A 6,550-nucleotide genomic window follows, 5' to 3' on the forward strand; every position below is an offset into this window, starting at 1 on the left:
ATGCTCAGGCCATGACGACGATCACTGCATCACACCTGACCTCCCTCCGCCAGGCGGCGCTCGACGCCGCCGCGATCCTGCTGCCCGTCCGCTGCGCGGGCTGCGGAGCGCCGGATCGTCGCGTGTGCCCGGCGTGCGCGCGCGAGCTGACCCCGCGACTCGAGCGCGCGACGGTCGCGGGCCTCCCCGTCTGGGCCGGGCTCGCGTACGAGGGCGTGGCCCGCCAGGTGCTGCTCGCGTACAAGGACGGCGGCCGCGCGGATGTCGCGCAGGCCCTCGCGACGCCGCTGCGGTCCGCGGTGGTGGCGGCGCAGCGGGAGGGCGGCTGGAGGGGCGGTGCGCGTGGGGAGGCCGCCTCGAGCCCGCTGGAGGCTGCCGCCGGACCCGCTCATGGCGCGCTGCTGCCGGTGCTCATCCCGTCGACCATGGCCGCGCGCCGAAAACGGGGCTTCCACCCCACCGGATCCGTGCTCGCACGGGCGCACATCCTGGCGCCGCCGCTGTGGGGGGCGCTGCGGCTCACGCGGCAGACGGCCGATCAGGCGCGGCTCGGCGCGGCCGGGCGTGCGGCCAACCGCACGGGCAGTCTCACCGCCTCCGCGCGCCTCCGCGGCCGGTCGTGCCTCATCGTCGACGACATCGTCACGTCGGGCTCGACGGTGGCCGAGGCGGCCCGCGCGATCGAGGCCGTCGGGGGTCGCGTGGCGGGTGTCGCGGCCATCGCGCGGACGCCACGCCGGGGCACAGCCAGGGCAGGGCAGACGCCCGGGCGGCTCATGGCGAATCCCGTGGTCCCGCCGGTTCCCTAACCGCTGGGTGGGCACTACGGTAGTCCAAAAGCAGGCGCGGGCGACCCGCCCCAGATCGAATCCCGGGCGGGCCCTCGAGCCGGATCAGGGAGGTCTCCATGGACATCAACATCATCGGACGCAACCTGGGAATCACTGATCGCTTCCGTGAATACGCGACCGAGAAATCGCAGAAGGTCGCGCATCTGGCAGAGCGGGCCCTCACCTTCGAGATCAAGGTCAGCCGCCACAACGAGAAGCTCGGTACCCAGAACGGCGACGACCGCGTGGAGCTCACCCTCGTCGGACCCCGGGCCGTTGTGCGGTCCGAGGCGACGGGGACCGACAAGTACGCGGCGTTCGACATCGCGCTCGGAAAGCTGCTGGAACGGGTCCGTCGCGCCAAGGATCGGCGCAAGGTCCATCGTGGCCAGCACCGTCCGACCTCGCTGCGCGAGGCCAGTACGGACGGCTTCAGCGCTGTCGGCCTGGCGGCCGCACCCGTCGCGGTGCTCGACCAGGTGCGCACCGGAAGCGTCCCGGTGGTGTCGGAGGACACGAACGCCGAGGGGGAGGCGGAGGCCGAGGAGGACTACTGCCCGGTCGTCATCCGCCGCAAGGTGTTCGCCTCCACCCCGATGACGGTCGACGACGCCCTCTATTACATGGAGCTCGTCGGCCATGACTTCTACCTCTTCGTCGACTCGGAGAGCGGACGGCCGAGCGTCGTCTACCGCCGCAAGGGCTGGGACTACGGAGTGATCTCCCTCGACGACGACGCGGAGGAGCTGCAGGAGGAGGTCACCGAGAACCGCAAGCTCGGCTGACCGGCCGCGCGCCGATGGCGTCCGCCCAGGCGGCGGCCGCCATCGGCCTCGCGGCGGCCGCCCGTCGGGCGTCCAGCGCCCTCCCAGGTGCAGCGGGTCGAACGGACAAGCTCATCCCGTACGATGTGTCTTGCGTCGGCGGCGCCTGCCGTCCGGCGTGCGCCCGCCCGGGCGCGGGCACGAACGCCCGCCGATCACAAGTGGAGTGCATCAGTGGCCTCAATTCTCGAAAAGGTTCTGCGCGTCGGCGAGGGACGCACCCTCCGTCGGCTCGAGGCGTACGCGAAAGCGGTCAACGCGCTCGAAGACGACTTCGCCGCGCTGACCGACGACGAGCTCATGCACGAGACCGTCGAGCTGCGTGAGCGCTACAGCAACGGGGAGTCGCTCGACGACCTCCTTCCCGAGGCGTTCGCCGCGGTGCGCGAGGCGTCCAAGCGGACCCTCGGCATGCGGCACTTCGACGTGCAGATCATGGGCGGCGCGGCCCTCCACCTCGGCAACATCGCCGAGATGAAGACCGGTGAGGGCAAGACCCTCGTCGCGACCACCGCCGCCTACCTCAACGCCATCACCAGCCGCGGCGTGCACATCGTCACGGTCAACGACTACCTGGCGAGCTACCAGTCCGAGCTGATGGGCCGCGTCTTCCGCGCCCTGGGCATGACGACCGGCGTCATCCTCGCCGGCCAGACGCCGGAGGAGCGACGCGAGCAGTACGCCGCCGACATCACCTACGGCACGAACAACGAGTTCGGCTTCGACTACCTCCGCGACAACATGGCGTGGCAGGCGAGCGACATGGTCCAGCGCGGCCACTACTTCGCGATCGTCGACGAGGTCGACTCGATCCTCATCGACGAGGCCAGGACCCCGCTCATCATCTCCGGCCCGTCCTCCGGCGAGGCCAACCGCTGGTTCACGGAGTTCGCGTCGCTGGCCAAGCGCCTCACGCCCGATGTCGACTTCGAGGTCGACGAGAAGAAGCGCACCGTCGGCGTGCTCGAGCCGGGCATCGAGAAGGTCGAGGACTACCTCGGCATCGACAACCTGTACGAGTCGGCCAACACCCCGCTCATCTCGTTCCTCAACAACGCGATTAAGGCGAACGCCCTGTTCAAGCGCGACAAGGACTACGTCGTCATGAACGGCGAGGTGCTGATCGTCGACGAGCACACCGGGCGCATCCTGGTCGGCCGCCGCTACAACGAGGGCATCCACCAGGCCATCGAGGCCAAGGAGGGCGTGGAGGTCAAGGCCGAGAACCAGACGCTCGCCACGGTCACCCTGCAGAACTACTTCCGCCTCTACAAGAAGCTGTCCGGCATGACCGGTACCGCCGAGACCGAGGCCGCCGAGTTCATGAGCACCTACAAGCTTGGCGTCGTCCCGATCCCGACGAACAAGCCGATGCAGCGCAAGGACCAGCCCGACCTCGTCTACAAGAACGAGGAGGCCAAGTTCGCGCAGGTCGTCGAAGACATCGCCGAGCGCCACGAGAAGGGCCAGCCCGTCCTCGTCGGCACCACCAGCGTCGAGAAGAGCGAGTACCTCTCCCGCCTGCTCGCCAAGAAGGGCGTCCGGCACGAGGTCCTCAACGCCAAGAACCACGCGCGCGAGGCCGCGATCGTCGCCCAGGCGGGCCGGCTCGGAGCCGTCACCGTCGCGACCAACATGGCCGGCCGCGGAACCGACATCATGCTCGGCGGCAACGCCGAGTTCCTCGCCGTCGCCGAGATGAACGCGCGCGGCCTCTCCCCGGTCGAGACGCCGGAGGAGTACGAGGCGCAGTGGGACGAGGTGTTCGACGCGGTCAAGGCCGAGGTCGCCACCGAGGCCGAGAAGGTGATCGAGGCCGGCGGCCTGTACGTCCTCGGCACCGAGCGCCATGAGTCGCGTCGTATCGACAACCAGCTGCGCGGTCGTTCCGGCCGTCAGGGCGATCCGGGCGAGAGCCGCTTCTACCTGTCGTTGACCGACGACCTGATGCGCCTGTTCAACGCGGGCGCCGCCGAGAGCCTCATGGGCCGCACCAGCGTCCCCGACGACATGGCGATCGAGTCGAAGGTCGTCAGCCGCGCCATCCGCAGCGCTCAGTCGCAGGTGGAGGCGCGCAACGCCGAGATCCGCAAGAACGTCCTCAAGTACGACGACGTCCTCAACCGGCAGCGCGAGGCGATCTACGGCGACCGCCGCCACATCCTCGAGGGCGACGACCTGCACGAGCGCGTGCAGCAGTTCCTCACCGCCGTGATCGACGACATCCTCGACCAGCACACGGGCGAGGGGAGCGGCGACGACTGGGACTTCGACGCACTCTGGGCCGAGCTCAAGACGCTGTACCCGGTGGGCGTGACGATCGACGAGGTCATCGCGGAGGCGGGCAACAAGGGCCGCATCAACCGCGACTTCATGCGCCGCGAGATCCTGTCCGACGCCAAGCTCGCGTACCAGCGCCGTGAGGAGTCGCTGGGGGCGCCCGCGATGCGCGAGCTGGAGCGCCGCGTGGTGCTGTCGGTCATCGACCGCCGCTGGCGCGACCACCTCTACGAGATGGACTACCTCAAGGACGGCATCGGCCTGCGCGCCATGGCGCAGCGCGACCCGCTGGTCGAGTACCAGCGCGAGGGCTACGCCATGTTCCAGCAGATGATGGGCGCCATCCGCGAGGAGACGGTCGGCTTCCTGTTCAACCTGGAGGTGGAGGTCAACCAGGCCCCCGGCGAGGTCGAGTCCCCAGCGGTCGCCGCCAAGGGCCTGGCTCGCGGCGAGTCCGCGGAGGCCAAGCTCAGCTACTCGGCGCCCGGTGAGGGCGGAGGCGTCGAGGTCCGCAACCAGCGCGGCCAGATCGAGCAGGCCGCCACCGCCCGGGCCCAGCGTGCTCAGCGCCAGGCCGCCCAGGCCCCGGCCGAGCCGCCCGCCCAGGGCGCGACGCAGCGCGGCGCCTTCGGGCAGCGCGTCCCGGCGGCCGGTTCGGACGCCGGCGAGGCGGAGGCCCCGGCCAACCGCGCCGAGCGCCGCGCTCAGGCCAAGAAGCGCTGACCGCAGTCCTCATCGCGATCGAACGGCCCGCCGGACCACCGGCGGGCCGTTCCGCGTTCCTGGCGGACGCTGCGGCCCCGCAACGGCGGGCCGGCCGTCACAGCATGGACAGCGCGGTGGCCCGCCAGCGGCCGCGGTGCCGCTCCAGGCGTATCGTCATCGCCCGCGAGCGCGGCGCCTGGTGCACCATCACGACCGCCTCCACGACGCCCTCGCGGGGCTGGGAGAGGCGCGGGACCCCGATCCGCACCCGCGGCCGCATCGGCTCCTCCGCGGCGACGGCGCGCGCCCGGGCCGCGATCACCGAGCGCCGCAGCAGATGCAGGTACACGGAATCCGTGACCCAGTACGCGACCTGGTCGAGCGCGCGGGCGCCCGCGATGATCTCGACGACACACAGGGCGAGCGCGGCGCAAAGCTGCTCGGGGTCGTCCATCCGGCCGGCGCGTTCGACGGCCGCCTCCGCGGCAGGGGCCGTCTCCGGGGCCGTGGCCGCCTCCGCGGCCGCCTCCGATGCCGTGGCCGCCTCCGCGGCCGCGTCGGCGCCACCCGCGCCTGCTGGTTGCGCGTGCGGCACATCCCGCTGCGTGCCCGTCGCCTCCGCTTCCGTGGCAGCGGGTGCCGCCTCCACGACGGCCCGCAGCACGGGCCGGACGCGCCGCCGCGTGGACGGGTGGGCGGCCTTCGCCCGCTCGCGCTCCGACCCCTCCGCCAGCGGCTCCACCGCTCTGAGGTGAGTGGAGCGTGGCAGCGGTGTGTCGTCGTCGGGACGGGAGGTCTGCAGGGCTGAAGCGGGCATGGTGACTCCTTGAGGCGTGTGGTGCTGTGAGTTCGCGGGGTCCTGGCGGGTCGCGAACGGATGACACTCTTTCAGGGGTAGTGCGAGGTGTCCAGGGCAGCAACGCTGCTGTGGAGGACGGCCGGGACGCTCAGGGTCGTCCGCATACACTGAGGGGGTGTCGACGCTCAGTGATCTCGTCCATGCTCAGGGCCGCTCCTCGGAGGAGGACGTCGAATGGCTGCACGGCCTCGTCGGCGACCTGCAGCTGCTCGCCGACCTCGCCTTCGCCGACATCGTGCTCTGGGTCCCGACCACCGATGACGACTTCGTCGCCGTGGCGCACTCCCGCCCCTCCAGTGCGGCGACGCTGTTCTACCGCGACTTCGTCGGTCAGCGCATCAAGCCGGAGTGGCGCCAGCAGGTCACCGACGCGTACAGCACCAAGGAGATCATCGACACCTCCGCCCCCGACTGGTACGAGGAGACGCCCACGCGCGTCCGGGCCGTCCCGGTCATCCGGAGGCTGAGCGTCCACTCGCCCCAGACCGCCGACGAGCCGGTCGCCGTGATCACGCGGCACACGAACCTCAGCGAGACGCGCACGCCGAGTCGCCAGGAGCTGACTTTCAACGCCTGTGCCAACGACCTGTTCGACATGATCGCCACCGGCGACTTCCCCGACCTGGGCGCCCCGGCCGCCCCGCGACGCGGTCAGCCGCGCGCGGCGGACGGCCTGATCCGGCTCGACGTCGACGGCATGACCACGTTCGCCAGCCCCAACGCGCTGAGCGCCTTCAACCGCATGGGCTTCACCGGAGAGCTGGAGGGGGAGTCTCTCGCCACCGTGACGACCGGCCTGCTCACCGGCTCGCTCACGACCGACGAGTCGCTTCCGCTGGTCGTCACCGGCCGCGCGCCCTGGCGCACCGACATCGAGGCCCGCGGTGTCACGGTGTCGCTGCGCGCCATCCCGATCCGCAACCGCGGCGAGCGGGTCGGCGCGATCGTCCTCTGCCGCGACGTCTCCGAGCAGCGGCACCAGGAGCGCGAGCTCATCACGAAGGATGCGACGATCCGCGAGATCCACCACCGGGTCAAGAACAACCTCCAGA

Annotated in this window: 5 protein-coding genes; 4 read left to right on the forward strand and 1 reads right to left on the reverse strand. The window is 71.0% G+C overall.

Going from position 1 to position 6,550, the window contains the following annotated elements; translation table 11 throughout:
* The 3 genes from ACR9ZG_RS17460 to secA all read left to right on the forward strand — a co-directional run.
* A partial coding sequence (locus ACR9ZG_RS17460; RefSeq protein WP_481286116.1) for a ComF family protein occupies positions 1-809 on the forward strand: 809 nt, incomplete at its 5' end.
* 98 nt (positions 810-907) lie between these two features.
* Positions 908-1,615 carry a ribosome hibernation-promoting factor, HPF/YfiA family gene (hpf, locus tag ACR9ZG_RS17465; RefSeq protein ID WP_481286117.1) on the forward strand — a complete coding sequence of 236 codons (708 nt, stop codon included), beginning with the start codon at positions 908-910 and terminating at the stop codon, positions 1,613-1,615.
* Between the two features lie 213 nt (positions 1,616-1,828).
* Positions 1,829-4,657: a preprotein translocase subunit SecA gene (secA, locus tag ACR9ZG_RS17470; protein ID WP_481286118.1), complete on the forward strand. Its 2,829-nt coding sequence runs from the start codon at positions 1,829-1,831 to the stop codon at positions 4,655-4,657.
* A gap of 97 nt (positions 4,658-4,754) precedes the next feature.
* Here the strand turns inward: secA and ACR9ZG_RS17475 are convergent, their stop codons facing one another.
* Positions 4,755-5,456, reverse strand: coding sequence for an Rv3235 family protein (locus ACR9ZG_RS17475; protein ID WP_481286119.1), 702 nt, complete (start codon positions 5,454-5,456; stop codon positions 4,755-4,757).
* Between the two features lie 157 nt (positions 5,457-5,613).
* Here ACR9ZG_RS17475 and ACR9ZG_RS17480 point away from each other — a divergent pair.
* The coding region (locus ACR9ZG_RS17480) for a histidine kinase N-terminal domain-containing protein (RefSeq protein ID WP_481286120.1) at positions 5,614-6,550 on the forward strand (937 nt) is incomplete at its 3' end.

The organism is Leifsonia sp. KNZ12-8B (assembly GCF_056755495.1).